Annotated in this window: 12 protein-coding genes and 1 pseudogene; 10 read left to right on the top strand and 3 right to left on the bottom strand. The window is 37.4% G+C overall.

All coding sequences use genetic code 11. The annotated features are described in order from the left end of the window. Nucleotides 1–46 precede the first annotated feature (46 nt). Entirely contained in the window at nt 47–2,854 is a 2,808-nt protein-coding gene (locus ACZLXV_RS06970) for a glycoside hydrolase family 3 protein (RefSeq protein WP_482382908.1), read from the top strand. A 119-nt stretch (nt 2,855–2,973) separates the two neighbouring features. On the opposite strand, the gene ACZLXV_RS06965 is transcribed toward ACZLXV_RS06970, so the two are convergent. Genes ACZLXV_RS06965 through ACZLXV_RS06955 form a run of 3 tightly spaced genes read right to left on the bottom strand, consistent with a single transcriptional unit; the run spans nt 2,974 to nt 6,946 of the window. Continuing rightward, complete coding sequence (locus ACZLXV_RS06965) at nt 2,974–4,260, bottom strand: sensor histidine kinase (protein WP_022225132.1); 1,287 nt, start codon at nt 4,258–4,260, stop codon at nt 2,974–2,976. A 16-nt stretch (nt 4,261–4,276) separates the two neighbouring features. Beyond that, nucleotides 4,277–4,954, bottom strand: coding sequence for a response regulator transcription factor (locus ACZLXV_RS06960; RefSeq protein WP_022225131.1), 678 nt, complete (start codon nt 4,952–4,954; stop codon nt 4,277–4,279). Nucleotides 4,955–4,975: 21 nt separating this feature from the next. Further along, nucleotides 4,976–6,946, bottom strand: a complete 1,971-nt coding sequence (locus ACZLXV_RS06955; RefSeq protein WP_022225130.1) for an autotransporter outer membrane beta-barrel domain-containing protein — start codon at nt 6,944–6,946, stop codon at nt 4,976–4,978. A gap of 248 nt (nt 6,947–7,194) precedes the next feature. On the opposite strand from ACZLXV_RS06955, the gene ACZLXV_RS06950 reads away from it, so the two are divergent. The 9 genes and pseudogenes from ACZLXV_RS06950 to ACZLXV_RS06910 form a co-directional block, all read left to right on the top strand. Further along, nucleotides 7,195–9,114 carry a methyl-accepting chemotaxis protein gene (locus tag ACZLXV_RS06950; protein WP_022225129.1) on the top strand — a complete coding sequence of 640 codons (1,920 nt, stop codon included), beginning with the start codon at nt 7,195–7,197 and terminating at the stop codon, nt 9,112–9,114. A 34-nt stretch (nt 9,115–9,148) separates the two neighbouring features. Continuing rightward, entirely contained in the window at nt 9,149–9,928 is a 780-nt protein-coding gene (locus ACZLXV_RS06945; RefSeq protein ID WP_482382962.1) for a class I SAM-dependent methyltransferase, read from the top strand. A 142-nt stretch (nt 9,929–10,070) separates the two neighbouring features. Further along, nucleotides 10,071–11,027, top strand: coding sequence for an MraY family glycosyltransferase (locus ACZLXV_RS06940; protein WP_022225127.1), 957 nt, complete (start codon nt 10,071–10,073; stop codon nt 11,025–11,027). Between the two features lie 88 nt (nt 11,028–11,115). Further along, entirely contained in the window at nt 11,116–11,748 is a 633-nt protein-coding gene (gene sigK, locus ACZLXV_RS06935) for an RNA polymerase sporulation sigma factor SigK (RefSeq protein ID WP_482382907.1), read from the top strand. Between the two features lie 59 nt (nt 11,749–11,807). After that, the gene (locus ACZLXV_RS06930) at nt 11,808–12,179 is read left to right on the top strand and encodes a response regulator (protein ID WP_482382906.1); all 372 of its coding nucleotides are present in this window, start codon (nt 11,808–11,810) and stop codon (nt 12,177–12,179) included. 1 nt (nt 12,180) lies between these two features. After that, nucleotides 12,181–13,140, top strand: a complete 960-nt coding sequence (locus tag ACZLXV_RS06925) for a 3'-5' exoribonuclease YhaM family protein (protein WP_367336134.1) — start codon at nt 12,181–12,183, stop codon at nt 13,138–13,140. A 109-nt stretch (nt 13,141–13,249) separates the two neighbouring features. Continuing rightward, nucleotides 13,250–15,019 carry a 23S rRNA (uracil(1939)-C(5))-methyltransferase RlmD gene (rlmD, locus tag ACZLXV_RS06920; RefSeq protein WP_482382905.1) on the top strand — a complete coding sequence of 590 codons (1,770 nt, stop codon included), beginning with the start codon at nt 13,250–13,252 and terminating at the stop codon, nt 15,017–15,019. A gap of 38 nt (nt 15,020–15,057) precedes the next feature. Beyond that, nucleotides 15,058–15,234: a DUF6019 family protein gene (locus ACZLXV_RS06915; RefSeq protein ID WP_022204168.1), complete on the top strand. Its 177-nt coding sequence runs from the start codon at nt 15,058–15,060 to the stop codon at nt 15,232–15,234. A 24-nt stretch (nt 15,235–15,258) separates the two neighbouring features. Further along, nucleotides 15,259–15,367 (top strand): annotated as a pseudogene (locus tag ACZLXV_RS06910) (response regulator transcription factor); the annotation flags it as partial.

Raw genomic sequence — 15,367 nt, 5'->3', positions numbered from 1 at the left:
AGATATATTATCATGGACACTACAGATAAAATTATGGAGGAAATATATGTTTGAATTAAATCAGAAAAATTATGCACAGGTTGCCAGGAGAGCTGCGGCAGAGGGATGTGTGCTGCTTAAAAATGACGAAAAGATACTGCCGCTAAAAAAAGGTACAAAAGCAGCCGTTTTTGGTATCGGTGCATTTTATTATTACAAGGGCGGTCTCGGTTCGGGAGGACTTGTAAATACAAAGTATGTTGTGAGCATTCTTGATGCATTAAAAGAAAGTGACTGTATTGAAGTAGATGACGGTATTCTTGAAATCTACGAGAAGTGGATTAAAGAAAATCCTTTTGACGAGGGAAACGGATGGGGAAGTGTTCCATGGTCACAAAAGGAAATGCCGTTGTCAAAGGAGATTATAAGTGAGGCTGAAAAAAGAAATGATACAGCCATTGTTATCATAGGAAGAACAGCAGGAGAAGATCAGGATAACAAAGCAGATGCGGGAAGTTATTATCTGACACAGGCAGAGAGAGAACTTATAAAAAATGTTACAGATACATTTGAAAAAAGTATTGTTCTTCTGAATGTCGGAAATATCATAGATATGAAGTGGACAGACGAATATAAACCATCTGCTGTTATGTATGTATGGCAGGGAGGACAGGAAGGCGGAAACGGTGTTCTTGATGTAATTACGGGTAAGACGGCGCCAAGCGGAAAGCTGACTGATACAATCTGTTATAATATAGAAGATTACCCTTCAGCTCCATATTTCGGTGATGCTGATAAGAATTATTATGTTGAAGATATATATGTAGGATATAAGTATTTTCAGACGGCTGCAGCGGATAAAGTGATGTATCCGTTTGGATTTGGTATGTCATATACTGATTTTGAGATAACAGGTTCGGTTAAAAATGTTGATGAAAACAGTGTAATTGTTGATACAGCAGTAAAAAATACAGGTGATTGTTCAGGAAAAGAGGTTGTACAGGTTTATATCGAAGCACCACAGGGAAAACTTGGAAAACCTGCACGTACTTTTGTCGGATATGCAAAGACCGTTGAGCTTGCGGCTCAGGATAGCCAGAAACTTACAATATCTTGTCCTAAATCATATTTTGCGTCATATGACGATTCAGGAATTACAGGTCATAAATCTGCATTTATTCTGGAAGAGGGAGAATACAAAGTATATGCAGGAAACAATGTTGCGGAGGCTGAATATATCGGAAGTTTTTCACAGGAATTTCAGGTGATAGAGCAGCTTGAAGAAGCACTTGCACCTATAGAAGAATTTGAGAGAATGCATCCGGTTTCAGCTGATAAAGCAGATGATTCTGAAAAAGACAGCGGAGATAATACAGGAAATTCAGGTCTATATGAGATGGAATTTCAAAAAGTTCCTACAAGAACAGTAAATCTTTCTGAGAGAATTGAGAGTGAGATGCCGGAGGATATACCTCTTACGGGTGATGAGGGATACACTCTTAAAGACGTTGCGGATGGAAAGATTGATATTGACAAATTTATAGGACAGCTTTCAGATGATGACCTTATGTGTCTTATGAGAGGTGAGGGAATGTGCAGTATGAAAGTGACGCCCGGAACTGCTGCCGCATTTGGAGGACTTACTCCTTCACTTGAAAGATTTGAAATACCTGCACTTTGCTGTGCTGATGGGCCTTCCGGAATAAGAATGGATTGCGGAACCAAGGCGTTTTTACTTCCGATAGGAACATTGCTTGGTGCTACATTTAATGATGAACTTATCGAGGAACTTTTTGAATATTTTGGCGCAGAGATGAAATATAACCGTATTGACACTATTTTAGGACCGGGAATGAATATACACAGGCATCCTCTTAATGGAAGAAATTATGAATATATTTCAGAGGACACGATTCTTACCGGAAAAATATGTGCGGCAGAACTCAGAGGACTGCATAAAGCGGGCGTAGAGGGAACAGTAAAACATTTTTGTGCAAACAATCAGGAATTTCGCCGTGCAGATGCGATGGGCGTGATTTCAGAGAGAGCACTCAGGGAAATTTATCTAAAATGCTTTGAAATAGTGGTAAAAGAAACGGGATGCAGTTCTGTAATGACTACATACGGACCATTTAACGGTCTTTGGACATCGGGAAATTATGACCTTTGTACAACGGTGCTTAGAAAAGAATGGGGATTTGAAGGAATCGTAATGACTGACTGGTGGGCAGTTGCAAACTGGGAAGGAGAAGCACAGGACAGAAGAAACAGGGCGGCAATGGTTCAGGCACAGAATGATATATTTATGGTGTGTCCTGATACGGAAAGAGAGAACGCTCTTGACAATATCAAAGCAGAGTATACGATAGGAAAGATAACAAGAGGGCAGTTCCAGAGAAATGCAAAGAATGTACTTAAATTTGCACTTAACAGTCTTGCAATGCAGATAAAACTTGGAAAAGTAACTCTTGAAGAATACGCACCTGAGTGGGATACAAGCTACAGACCTGAGGGTGAACTGGAGACAGTTGCGGCAGAGAACGGTTCTTTTGTTGTATCAGATGAGCTTGCATTAAAAATGCTTGAAGATGACGGAATGTATTTCAATGCAGTTGATGCAGTGGAAGGAAATTACAGTGTAAAAATAAATATTACGTCACAGCACAATGAATATACACAGATACCTATATCTTTGTTCGTTGACAATGATTATCGTGGAACGCTTTCATTCCAGGGAACAAATGGAAAAGCTGACGAGAAAGATATGCCTATTGGAAAGATTGGAGTGGGAGAGCATTATATAAGAGTGGCATACAGACCACATGGCATAACGATGAATGAGTTTGTGATTGAAAAGGAAAATACACTGTCATAGAGAATAGGTGTGATTAAAAATGACACGGCTGCTAAGTTTTGTTTAACAGCCGTGTTTTTGTATATGCAGGTTTTAATGCAAGATTACATAGTAATGCAAGATTACATAGTAATGTAAAATTACATAGAAATAATAATCTGTATGCATTTCCCGTCATCGCTTTTGGCGTGAATAGTACCGCCGTGAAGAGAAACAATGGTTTTGGCAACGGAAAGACCTATTCCGGAGCCGCCTGTTGAGGAGTTTCTTGACGCGTCTGTTCTGTAAAATCTGTCAAAGAGCATATCAAGATTTCCCTCGAAGATGTTGTCACTTTCATTTTCAAATACAATAATATTTTTTCTGCCTTTTCTTTTTACCGAGATTTTGAAGATACTGTTTTCTGTTGCATATTTTGCTACATTGTCTATAAGTATCTCAAATAACTGTCTGACAAGTTTTTCGTCTCCTGAAACAAATGCCTCCTTTTCAAGAGCTGTGTTAATTTCAATATTTTTTGATGAGAATATAACCTCAAAGGGTTCAAGGCTTTCCGTCAATATAGTATTTAGTGGAAGATGGGTTTTATGAAAGTTCGCGTTCTTTTCTTCCATTTTTGAGAGAGTGATAAACTGCTGAACCATTGTTGTAAGTCTTGCTATCTGGTTTTGAATGCTCTTTGTCCATTGGCTTTCTCCATTTTCCATTTCTATAACTTCAATGTTGGCATCAATGATTGTAAGAGGTGTTTTTAATTCGTGGCCTGCATCTGTTATAAACTGGCGCTGTTTCTGATAGCTTTGCACGACGGGGCGAAGCACTATCTTTGAAAATATTATGACAAGAATGAGAACCGCAATAAAACCGATACCGGACATTAAAAGGCTTGTGAAAAGGGTGTTTTTAAAGGTTGACAGGCTCTGATTGCAGTCTACGAAAATATAAAGTGTATATGAGTCTGCCGTATATTTTTTATAGCGGAACTGTCTGTAAAATCCGGTGTCGGATTTTTTTGATTTTATGGCAGATATGTAGCTGTCAAGGTCATCGGTTGTCACTGATGCTATACTTTCAAGATTAGAGTCCGTAATTGTTCCTTTATTGTTTATTTTAACGGAAAAATATCTTGTCGAAAAAGGTGTTTCGGCATCTATCTGTCCGTTAGGAATTTTTGGTGGGTTTGCATTATCCGGATTATTTTTTTCGGGTGGAGTTTTATTGTCGTCAGGAGCAGGAGCCGGTTCATTATTATTTTTGCTTTGTGGGAATTTACCGTCATTTTCGCATATCATGCGTGTCATTGTATCTGCCTGGCTTTTTAACTTGTCAAAATTAAGTATGTTCATACCGCCTATCATGGACAGAAGAACGATAAGTGTGGAAAGCATTGCAACAAGTATAAAGCGTTTTCTTAGTTTTTGTACCATAGATTATCCTTTCATATTATTTTTTTGTCAGGATATAGCCTTGATTTCGCATTGCTTTTATACATATGTCGGCACCAAGTGAGGTAAGCTTTTTTCTAAGTGTTGAGATGTTTACCCAAACAACATTTGTTTCCGTATCACTTTCATATCCCCATATTCTTTCAAAAAGTCTGTCAACGGATATAATTGTTTCCGGTGCCGATAAAAACATTTCCATCATTTGAAATTCTTTGTTTGTGAGGCGTATGGAAGTATCGGAACCGTTAGCTGACAAGGCAGCAGTTGTCTGCTCGAGACTTGTGTTTCCGTAGGTTAATACGGTGCTTGCATTTTCTGTTTTGCGGCGTGTTATGGAGCGTATTCTTGCAAGCAGTTCTTTCATGGCGAATGGTTTTGTAAGGTAATCATCTGCACCAAGGTCAAGTCCGAGTACCCTGTCATCAATTTCTGATTTTGCAGTCAGAAAGAGAACGGGAACATTATTCCCGCTCTCTCTGAGCTCTTTTATGACTTCAATACCGTCTTTTTTTGGCATCATTATGTCTAAGATGACACCGTCATATTCTTCTACCGAAAGATATTCTATTGCCGCCTGTCCGTCGTAGACAGCATCAACCGTATAGTGATTGTGTTGTAATATCGCTGTAAGTGCATTTGAAAGTTCTACTTCATCTTCAGCCAGCAATAGTTTCATAGTATCTGTCCTCCGCGTCTGTTATTTAAGCTTTTTAACTGAGCTCCATTTACTGTAATATTTCTTTTTGTTTACTGTTTTGTATGTTCTTACTTTAATATAATATACATTCTTTTTGGTTAAATTGGAAATAGTAATTTTAGTTTTTTTACTATTTACTGTTTTTGTGGCAGTATTAAATGATTTTGAAGTTGAATAGCTTATCTGATAACCTGTAATATCATTTACGCTCTTTACTTTTACGACAGCTTTTGTGCGTTTTTTGCTTCTCTTAGCACTCTGTACTTTTGAAGCTTTGACTGTTACTGTTGAATCTGTTGGTGTAGCAGTAGCAGAAGGTGTTTCTGTGGCATCAGGTGTAGCTGTAGGTGCCGGAGTTGAAGTAGTGCTGTCACTGTCATTACTGCTGTTATCTGAAGAGTTGCTGTTGTCAGAAGAGTTGCTGTTGTCAGAAGAACTGTCAGAGTATTTGGCTGCTTTATAATCTGACCAGCTTGTTGTTTTTGAGGCTCCTGAGAGGTCTGCACTGTCGCTGTATTCAGATACTGTTACTGTAACAGAAGAAGTTCCCTGTACATATATAGTACCGTCAGTTCCTTTGATTGTGACAGTATTACCGTCTTTATCTGCAACTTTTCCTTCACATGAAAGTTTTGAAAGAGTGCTGTCTTTAGTTACTATCCATGTAGAGTCGTTTGAAATATAAACATTTGCATAACCGCTTCCGACTGAACCTGCACATGTTTCATCATCAATGAGAGCACCTGTGAGTGTGCTGCCGTTTGTCATATAGAAATCAAGTTTGCTGATTGAATCCCAGATAACATCGCCTTCCATTTCCTGTGAGTCGGCGGTAAAGAGACAGTCAGCACCGTTGCTGCCCGATGTACCCCAGCCTCTCTGGTTGTTATTTCCTGTGCAGCGGAGGAAGAAATCATTGTCATCGGCATATTTAATATTTACATTTGAAAGAATAAATGTAGACTCTGTATTTGTTGTATAGAACATGCCGCCATTTTTAGCAGTAAGTGTTCCGCCGTTCATCTCAAATGTACTGTTTCCTTCCTGTGAGTCACCTGACATACTCTGATAAAGTATTACATTCCATGTACAGTCATTCTGGCTGTCATCACTCATATTTCCTGTGAGTGAAGTATCAAAAAGACGAAGTGAATTAAGTCCTTCAATACATACGGCTTCTGAACCGTTTGCAGTAAGTTTTGCAGTGTTTACAGCAATATCAGCGGTGCTGTAAACAGCAGGAGAACCAACACCGTTACTTGTGTATGTTCCGCCGTCAACTACCATTGTGCCGCCGCCTCTGTCACTTCTTATTGCAGCGGAAGACTGGCCGCTTGTAGTTGCTGTTACATCCCATGCATATAAAGTACCGCCGCCTGCTACATGTATTCCGCCTGATGTGTCTTTGTTTGTAGTTATTGTTGTATCTGAGACATAAGTTACACCTTTGTTATAAGAGAATACACCTGCACCTCCGGCAGCATCAGTTGTTATTGTACTGTTTGTGATGTTTGCTGTACCTTCCGTGTTGAGGATGGCGGCACCGACACCGTAAAAGCTTGAGTTATCACCGCCTGTGCTTGAAGATGAAGTCCTTGTTATTGTTGAATTGTCAATTGTTGCTGTGGCACCGTTTGATATGTTTATGGCATTTTCATCTGTGCCTGTCGATTCGATTGTTTCACCTGAGATGGAAGTATCAGATGTAATGGAGTTTACTGAGTCATAACTTGTAACGGCACTTGATGAGCCGCCCGGAGCAGAACCGCTGGGTTTTCCGCTTGTATCTCCGTCCGGTTTTGCAGGAGGTGTTCCTTCCGGCATGCCGCTTGGAGGAGTCATATTGTCACTCGAGTTATCTATTGTTTCAGCATTTGCACTTTTTACATTTTGTTCAGGAATGAGTTGTGCAGCACTGATAACTAAAGCTGCTGACAATCCCATTGCTAATACACCTTTCCAATTTCTCATAAAAATCACAACCTTTCATATTACTTACTTTTAAAAATATTTGTTTTAAATATTTGCTTTGTTTTTGTTTACATCTGCATAATAAAACACGAACTTAAAATGAAACTTAAATTATGTGTGATTTTTAAAATTGTTTGTAATAAAATATTATTTACTATATAATGAATTATGCAGAGAAAAGTACAGATATAATGAGTGTACTGTTTGGGAGAAAACAGATGTTTTATGTACAGAAAGGGGATAAATAAATGAAATTAAGCACTAAAATCGGGATTATATTTAGCATTATAATTATACTGCTTGTATATGTAATAGGTACTGAGTCTTGCATGTACAGTTATAATTCTACAATTGAACTTGTCAGAAAAAATTCAAAATCGGCAGCAAAGACAACATCAGATGATTTGGAGGTATTATTAAATACTTATAAAAATATTGCTGCGGCATCGGGCAAAGACATGATACTGACTGGAAATGTTCCGGATGAAGCAAGAGTATCCAAGGTAGAGCAGCTGGCAAAGCAATATGGTTTTACAAGTGGGAATGTATTAAATGAAAAAGGAATCAGCATTAAAGACGGAACTGATTTCAGTGACAGAAGTTATGTAAAAAAGGCCTTACAGGGAAAAACAAATATTTCAGATGTTACATTGAGCAAATATACGGGAACTTACGGACTTAGTATAGCTGCTCCTCGTATTTCATCAGGCAGGATAGTTGGAGTTGTATATTTTAGAATTGATGTTGATTTTATGAATGATATGGTAAAGCATATATCAGTAGGAGACGGAAGCTTTGCATATATTCTTGATGAAAAAAATAATGTGATTGCTCATAAAAATTCAAAATATATTATGAATGAAGAATATATGGGCAATGTTCCGGATGAGTTGACAAAAAGCAGCAGTAACTCAGATAATGGAGGTTTTACCTATGAAATTGATTCCAAAAAATATATTTGCGGATATTCTAAAATAGGAAATACTGATAATTGGCGTGTGGTGATGGTTTCTCCGACAACGGCATATGAGTCAGAGGTGCTTATGTTTGTAAAGAGACTTGTTATAAGTGACATATTTGCGTTAATTATAGCAATATTGGCAGCTGCTTTTATAGCAAGAAGTATCAGCAGACCTATCATAAGAGTGAAAAATGTTCTTTCAGGCATGGCAGATGGAGATTTATCAAAACACATAGAGAAAACAGGAAGAAAAGATGAACTTGGTATTCTTCAGAATAGTGCAGCTTCATTAACAAATACATTGTCGCAAATACTTGGAGAAGCGGCCTATATACTTGAAAGTATGGCAGCTTATGATCTTACGGCAGCAGACATGAAAGAATATCCGGGTGAATTTAATAATCTTGCGGTTTCAATAAATTCGATTAAGTCTATTTTGAAAAATATGATAATAAATATACAGACATCGTCGGTGAATGTTGAAGGTGGTTCAAGACAGCTTGCACAGGCGGCAGGCATGGTTTCAGATGGAACAGTAGCACAGGCAGCGTCTTTACAGAAGCTGGTTGCAGATGTTGACAATGTTGTTGAAAGTATCAATAGAAACTCACAGAAGGTCAATGTTGTAAATGAAAGTCTTTTAAATCTTGACATTGAAATAAAAGATGGTGACGATAAAATGCATGCATTATTAAGTGTTGTGAAAGAAGTAGAGGAAATGTCTGAGGATATTAAAAAGATTGTAAAAACAATAGATTCAATTGCGTTTCAGACAAATATATTATCACTTAATGCTTCAGTGGAAGCTGCGCGTGCAGGAGATACAGGAAAAGGTTTTGCAGTTGTGGCACAGGAGATAGGAACATTGGCAGCAAAAAGCAGTGAAGCATCAAAGAAAACTGCCGGACTTATCGAAAAATGTCTTAATGGTATTTCAGGTGCAAAGGAATATGCGGTTGTGACTTCTGAGACATTTAAAAATATTGTTGATGATTCCGAAAAAATTGCAGGAGCATTTAAAGAAATTTCAAAAGATAATGAAATACAGACAAAAAATGCAAATAATATTAAATGTGAAATTGAAAATATATCAGATGTCGTGCAGGCAAATACAGCAACAGCAGAACAGACGGCTGCGTCTACAGAGGTTTTATCCGGTCAGGCAATATCACTTAAAGAAATGACGGAAAGATTTAAAGCAGATTGATTTATATTCAGACGGAGGTTTATCTGTGAAAGAAATGACAGATTTGGAAAAATATTATAACAAATTTAATGAGGATAAAAGACTGACAAGGCGGCACGGACAGGTGGAATTTATTACATCAATGAAATATATTCATGAATGTATAGGTGACAGGAAATGTGTAAAAATACTTGATATAGGTGCAGGAACGGGAAGATATTCCGTTGCACTTGCAAATGAAGGCCATGATGTGACAGCAGTTGAACTTGTCAAATATAATCTTGGAATACTGAAATCGAAAAAAAGCACAGTAAAAGCGATGCAGGGTAATGCATTAAAACTTTCAAAACTTGCGGATAATACCTTTGATGTTACACTCTTGTTTGGACCGATGTATCATCTGTTTGGTTTTGATGACAAGATAAAAGCGTTAAATGAGGCGAAAAGAGTTACAAAACCGGGAGGAAAGATACTTGTTGCATATTGCATGAATGAGTACAGCATCCTTACATACGGATTTAAACAAAATCACATAAAGGAAGTGGTTGAGGCAGGAAAAGTTACAAAAGATTTTCACTGTATTCCTGAGCCGAAAGATTTGTACGATTATGTAAGAATAGAAGATATAGATAAAGTGCGTGATGCAGCAGACTTGAAAAGGATAAAGCTTATTTCGGCAGATGGACAGGCGGATTTGATGAGACCGGTTTTAAATGCGATGGATGAGGAAACATTTAAGCTTTTTGTAGAGTATCATCTGGCAACCTGCGAGAGACAGGAACTTGTAGGTGCGGGAGCACATACGGTAGATATTTTGGAAAAAAAGAACTTATAGAAATAAAGCTGAATCGGTCTTGTAATAAAAGTCTGTGGGATGTATAATTGTCTGTGCGTCAAAAAAATGATAAATCAAAGTTACTGTGCAAAAAAGGTGTGGACAGTAATAAATCATAAGCATGAATATGGAGGAATAAGTTATGTACAATATATTAAGCGGTTGCTTAAATCCAAATCAGATAACAATGATAGGTATTCTTGCAGCATTTTTGCTGACATTTATCTGTCTTAAATTTCCATTCCCGTTTCTTCCGGTAGATCAGGGCAGGGAATTTGCAGTAAACGGTGCCTTGTCAAAAGGAAAAACAAGAGGTGTTGGACTTACATTTGTAATAGCATTTATTATATGCTCATTGCTTTTTATGCCTATAACAAGAGAGTTTATCATATATTGCATATTGTTATTTGCAATCATGTTAAGCGGATATCTTGACGATGCCGCAGAGACACCGTGGCAGGATTATAAAAAAGGTGCAATTGACCTTGTTTTGTCAATTGTTACAATGTGGACATTTTTAAATTTCAACAATTCAACAATCCATATAGGAAGTAATGTATTTGAGCTTCCGGTACCGGTTTATTTTGTACTCGGAATAATTCTTATCTGGGTTTCAATCAATGTAACAAACTGTACAGATGGAGTGGACGGGCTTTCAGGAAGCCTTTGCTGTGTTGTTATTTCAGCATTTACGGTAATATTTGCAAATGAACTTGGTTATTATGTAATTGCAGATTTTATTTTTGTTGCAACACTTTTAGCATATCTGTATTTTAATTCAAAGCCTAGCAGTATGCTTATGGGGGATGCAGGTTCGAGGGCACTTGGTTTTTATATTGCGATTATCGCAATGAAAACAGGACATCCTATAAGCTACATAATACTTGCAATTGTGCTTATAGTTGACGGCGGACTTGGACTTGTGAAGATATTTTTAAAGAGATTTCTCAAAATTTCAATACTTGTAAATACGAGAACACCGCTTCATGACCATGCAAGAAAAAATAAGGGATGGTCAGATACACAGGTAGTATTCAGATTTATTATAATGCAGATTGTAGCTGCAATGATTGGTTATATTATTATAACTATTTTGTAAAGACGTGATATGAAAAAAATATGTGGTCATGCACAAAGTATTGTTATTTAGCATAGTATATAAATGATAATATTTTGAGGTGCTTGCGGTGCAATCCTTTCCAAAACCAATGAGTGCAAAAGAAGAGGAAGAATGCATCATAAGATACCAGGCGGGAGACAAGAGTGCGAGACAGCTTCTTATTGAAAAAAACCTGCGTTTAGTCGCATATATAGTGAAAAAATATAATACATCTGACAGAGAACTTGATGATTTGCTTTCAATAGGGACAATAGGTTTGATAAAAGGTGTTGATTCATTTGACGGTTCAAAAAAAATCAGACTTGCAACGTATTGTGCAAGATGTATTGAAAACGAAATTCTTATGTATATCCGGACGGAAAAGAAAAGTTCAAAGAATGTGTATTTATATGATTCAATCGGTTCCGATAAAGAAGGAAATGAAATAAATCTTATAGATGTAATAGAATATGAAGATGATGATGTTGTAGAAAAGATTACGCAGGATGAGAGAATCAGAAGGCTTACTGATAAGGTAGAAAGTGTTTTGAGCAGACGTGAGCAGGATATAATCAGAAAGAGATATGGAATAGAGGGATATGATATAAAGACGCAGAGGGAGATAGCAGCAGAATACGGAATATCGAGGTCTTATATATCGAGAATAGAAAAATCAGCACTTTTGAAGCTGAGAAAAAGTTATGAAAATGATTGTTTATAAACTGCTCTTGTGCTAATATATTTAATATATTGTGCAGAAATTTAGGAGGATATATATAAATGAAAGTACTTTTAGTAGATGATGCGGCATTTGTGCGTATGTCGTTAAAAAAGATTCTTGATGATATGGCTTTGGGTTTCGAGTATATAGAAGCAGGAGACGGAGAAGATGCCATAGAAAAATATAAAATATATTCGCCGGATTTGGTTATTATGGATATTACGATGCCTAAAATGGATGGAATCACAGCGGTAGGCAGGATAAAGGAAATTGATGACAATGCAAAGATTATCATGTGTTCATCAATGGGATATCAGGAAAAAGTTTTGGATGCCATTACAGCAGGGGCAAAAGATTTTATAATAAAACCTTATGAGGCAGCTAAGGTCGCTAAATCGATAAAAGCAGTATTAAAGTTAGGCGAGGAATAAAATGACATATTTAGAAGAGTATAAAGAGGGAAATAAATTTTCAGGGATTTATTTGTGCAAATCCAAACAGATATTAAAAACTAAGGCAGGAAAAACATATTATTCACTGATTCTTCAGGACAAAACCGGAACTATTGACGGAAAAGTCTGGGAGTTAAATGCCGGTATAGCAGAATTTGAGAGTATGGATTTTATTATGACGGATGGTACCGTTACTTCATTTCAGGGTGCACGTCAGGTAAACATAAATCGTATAAGAAAGGCGCAGGAGGGAGAATATGACCCTAAGGAGTACATTCCTGCAACAAAGTATGATATTGAAGAGATGTATTCGGAACTTAAAGGTATTATAGCTACCATTAAAGAGCCGCACCTTAGACAGCTTACGGAAGAGTGTTTTATAAATGACAGGGAATTTGTAAAAGAATTTAAAGTTCATTCGGCAGCAAAATCGGTGCATCATGGATTTATCGGAGGACTTTTGCAGCATACACTTGCAGTCACAAAGATGTGCGTATTTCTTGCAGACAATTATCCTATACTTGACAGAGATTTGCTTGTCACAGCAGCAATTTTTCATGATATAGGAAAAGTCACTGAATTATCAGATTTTCCGATGAATGATTATACAGATGACGGGCAGCTTCTTGGACATATATTTATAGGAGCTGAACTAATCGGAAATAAGATACGCCAGATAAGCGGATTTCCGCCTGTGCTTGCAACAGAACTTCGCCACTGCATACTTGCACATCATGGAGAACTTGAATATGGTTCACCGAAAAAGCCTGCTATAGCGGAGGCGATGGCACTTAATTTTGCGGACAATACAGACGCAAAACTTGAAACCATGACTGAGATATATGACAAGGCAAATCCGACAACGGAGTGGCTTGGCTTCAACAGATTTGTCGATTCAAACATCAGACAGAGTACAGGTAGTGTGGCAAAGAGAAAATGATTAAAAAAGAAAAAGCTGAGAAGCTGATTATTTTGTTTATAATTGGTTTGTCGGCTTTTGTTGATATTTTGCGGATATTTTAAAGAGGTTTTATAGAGGAAAAAATATTATGAATAAGGAAAAAAAATTTGTGTGTAATAAGAATGACGAGTTCGAGCTTGAGATTACCGACCTTGGCAGTACAGGGGAGGGAATAGGTAAGATTGACGGATACACACTTTTTGTAAAAGATGCTCTTATCGGAGACAAAGTAAGAGTTAAAGTTATGAAAACGAAGAAAAATTACGGATATGCGAGAATGCTTGAAATAATAGAGCCGTCTGAATACAGAGTTGAGTCTGAATGTCCGGTGGCAAGGCAGTGCGGAGGATGCCAGCTGCAGCATTGTTCATACGAAAAGCAGCTTTCATGGAAAGAAGAGAAAGTAGCTAACTGTCTTAGAAGAATAGGCGGTGTTCCTGTTTACACAGAGGAGAAATATAGGAAATATAAAAATGCGGAAGAACAGCAAAATGCAGAAAACACTGCTGAAAGCAAGACTCCGATAATAATGGAGCCTATTCTTAGGATGGACAAACCTGTTCATTACAGAAATAAAGCACAATTTCCGGTTGGGTATGATAAAGACGGTAATCCTGTTGCAGGGTTTTATGCGGGAAGAACACACAGCATTATACCTCAGACGGACTGCCTTATACAGCATGAATGTAACAAACAGATTGTAGAAACTGTTCTTGAATTTATGAAGAAATATAATGTTACGGCATATGACGAAAAGAAGAACAGAGGGATAGTACGACATATACTTACAAGGGTAGGAAAAGCAACCGGTGAAGTTATGGTATGTCTTGTTATAAATGCCAAAAAGCTGCCATATTCAGAAGAATTTGTTGAAATGATAAAAAATTGTGGAATTAACCTTGAGATAAAGAGCATCACTGTTAATATAAATCGTGAAAATACGAATGTTATTTTGGGAGAAAAAGTAGAGACACTTTACGGACAGTCATATATAGAGGACTATATAGGTGATATAAAATATCGTATATCGCCGCTTTCGTTTTATCAGGTGAATCCTGAGCAGACAAAAAAACTTTACCAGACGGCTCTTGAATTTGCAGATATAAAAGAGGGCGAAGTGGTATGGGATTTGTATTGCGGAATAGGAACAATATCACTTTTCATGGCGAGAGAGGCAGCGAAAGTATGCGGAGTTGAGATAGTACCGCAGGCAATAGAGGACGCAAAGCAGAATGCCAAGTTAAACAATATAACAAATGCGGAATTTTTTGTCGGGGCAGCAGAGGATGTTGTTCCCACGCAGTATGAAAAGAGTGGCGGCAGACTGAGAGCAGATGTAGTAACACTTGATCCGCCAAGAAAAGGCTGTGATGAGAAACTGATTGATACAGTTGTTAAGATGGCACCGTCGAGGATAGTTTATGTAAGCTGTGACCCGGGAACGCTTGCAAGGGATGTAAAGGTGCTTACGGATAAAGGATATGAGGTAAAAAGAGTCAGAGCATGTGATATGTTTGGCGGAAGTTTTCATGTGGAGACAGTTGTTCTTTTGTCCCAATTGAAACAGAAGCCGGATGATTATATTAATGTCACGATTGAACTTGATAATGTGGATATAACATCTGCAGAGACTAAGGCAACATATGATGAGATAAAGAAGTATGTGGCTGAACATAATGCCGGCATGAAGGTTTCCAATCTGTATATCTCACAGGTAAAGAGAAAATGTGGAATTGAGGTTGGAAAGAATTATAATTTACCTAAAAATGAAGATAGCAGGCAGCCGCAGTGTCCAGAAGATAAAGAGAGCGCAATTGTGGAGGCATTGAAGCATTTTAAAATGATTCAGAAGAACTAAAAAGAGTCTGATAAATCGGAATTGACAGAGGTAATGAAATGTTTGAAGAATTAGGAATTAGTTTTGGCACAGCACTAATTGTCTTACTTGCATTATATTTTATAATTAAGTGGGCGGTCAAAAATGGAATAAAAGAAGCCTATAGGGATATTACAGGGAAAGTCACTACCGAGGATATTGAGGCAGAACAAATATGTAACAAAGAGGAAAAATAGTTAATAAAGAGAGGTGCATATGCTATGCCAGGTATACTCGTGGTTGAAGATGATGAAAATTTAAATCGTGGAATTACATTTTCACTGAAAAAATCCGGATATGAGGTTTTTTCAGCAGAATCAGTGAAAAAAG

This window comes from Butyribacter sp., assembly GCF_056818865.1.
Note: the sequence above shows the minus strand (reverse complement) of the source record. Positions and strands in the feature narration are given on the sequence as shown.

What these genes read in the sequence shown, in the direction of transcription:
- rlmD (WP_482382905.1), top strand. Translation starts at nt 13,250, where the DNA reads ATGAATAAGGAAAAAAAATTTGTGTGTAATAAGAATGACGAGTTCGAG.
- ACZLXV_RS06940 (WP_022225127.1), top strand. Translation starts at nt 10,071, where the DNA reads ATGTACAATATATTAAGCGGTTGCTTAAATCCAAATCAGATAACAATG.
- ACZLXV_RS06945 (WP_482382962.1), top strand. Translation starts at nt 9,149, where the DNA reads ATGACAGATTTGGAAAAATATTATAACAAATTTAATGAGGATAAAAGA.
- ACZLXV_RS06970 (WP_482382908.1), top strand. Translation starts at nt 47, where the DNA reads ATGTTTGAATTAAATCAGAAAAATTATGCACAGGTTGCCAGGAGAGCT.
- ACZLXV_RS06925 (WP_367336134.1), top strand. Translation starts at nt 12,181, where the DNA reads ATGACATATTTAGAAGAGTATAAAGAGGGAAATAAATTTTCAGGGATT.
- ACZLXV_RS06955 (WP_022225130.1), bottom strand. Translation starts at nt 6,946, where the DNA reads ATGAGAAATTGGAAAGGTGTATTAGCAATGGGATTGTCAGCAGCTTTA.
- ACZLXV_RS06965 (WP_022225132.1), bottom strand. Translation starts at nt 4,260, where the DNA reads ATGGTACAAAAACTAAGAAAACGCTTTATACTTGTTGCAATGCTTTCC.
- ACZLXV_RS06950 (WP_022225129.1), top strand. Translation starts at nt 7,195, where the DNA reads ATGAAATTAAGCACTAAAATCGGGATTATATTTAGCATTATAATTATA.
- ACZLXV_RS06930 (WP_482382906.1), top strand. Translation starts at nt 11,808, where the DNA reads ATGAAAGTACTTTTAGTAGATGATGCGGCATTTGTGCGTATGTCGTTA.
- ACZLXV_RS06915 (WP_022204168.1), top strand. Translation starts at nt 15,058, where the DNA reads ATGTTTGAAGAATTAGGAATTAGTTTTGGCACAGCACTAATTGTCTTA.
- ACZLXV_RS06960 (WP_022225131.1), bottom strand. Translation starts at nt 4,954, where the DNA reads ATGAAACTATTGCTGGCTGAAGATGAAGTAGAACTTTCAAATGCACTT.